General features: G+C 45.4%; 1 protein-coding gene. It reads right to left on the reverse strand.

Annotated elements, in window-relative coordinates:
• Nucleotides 1–126: 126 nt before the first annotated feature.
• Nucleotides 127–1,105, reverse strand: a 979-nt coding sequence (locus R7P35_RS25820) for a GGDEF domain-containing phosphodiesterase (RefSeq protein WP_318093304.1), incomplete at its 5' end; no start/stop codon positions are given.

The raw sequence follows: 1,105 nt of genomic DNA on the forward strand, positions 1-1,105 counted from the left end.
ATTTAGGTTGTTAGCGCTGTGAGTGCAATCGGGTTTAAAAGGGGATAAAAATGTGACGTGTTTTGCAGAAAGCTTCTCATAACGCCAAGCAAGAAGCAGAGCGTTATGAGCTTTTCATGCCAGTTTTTAACCTACGATGGAAGAGGCATTGTGCTTCATCGCTTGGCAGGTATTTTCAAGTTCTAGGAGCTGCGCCGCTGGAACAGGCTTGCCTAAGAAAAAGCCTTGTGCCACATCGCAATTTAGACGCTCGATCAGCGCCAGTTGTGTTTGGGTTTCTATACCTTCTGCCACAACTTTCATTCCGAGGTTGTGAGCCATTGAAATGATGGCGCGTACCAGAGAGTCATCTTTGTTGTCTTGCTGGGTTTGCGCGATAAATGAGCGATCGATTTTAAGCCCATCAAAGTTAACTTGTTGAAGATAGGACAGGGCAGAATAGCCAGTACCAAAATCATCTAACCAGACTTCAATACCAGTGGCTTGCAGTTTGCGCAAAACGAAGTGGGCTTTTTCGATGTCGTCCATCAAAAGTGACTCCGTCACTTCTACGTGAATGTCTTTTGCGGATACATTGTATTGCGATAAAAAGTGCTCAAATATGAGGCTAAGATCCTGACGGTAGATTTGTCGTGGGGACAAGTTCAACGCGATATGAAAATCATGGTCGAATGCTTCTGCCCATTCCGCTCTTTGCTTGATCGCGGTTTCGATCAAATGCTCACCAAGATCGAGAATCAAGTCGTTTTGTTCTGCAATCGGAATAAACTGTTCAGGGCCAATGTAACCTTTCTCGGGATGATTCCATCGCACTAATGCTTCAACCCCAACCAACTGGTAGGTCTTAAGGTCAAATTTAGGTTGATACCAAAGCTCAAACTGAGATAAGTCGTGGATGGAGCGACTCAGTTCTCTTTCGATATAGAGTCGTTGTTTCACCGTCGCATCGAATGCGGGATCGTAAACGGACATAATGTCTTTGCCGCGACGTTTTGATTCTTGTGCGGCAAGGGATGAAAGTTGCAGCAACGAATCTGCGTTACAGCCAAACTCTGGATATACCGCAACACCAAGGCTGGTGGTTAAGCGGATATTGTGACTGTCG

This window comes from Vibrio sp. Vb0304, assembly GCF_033338995.1.
GTDB classification, from domain to species: Bacteria; Pseudomonadota; Gammaproteobacteria; order Enterobacterales; family Vibrionaceae; genus Vibrio; species Vibrio alginolyticus.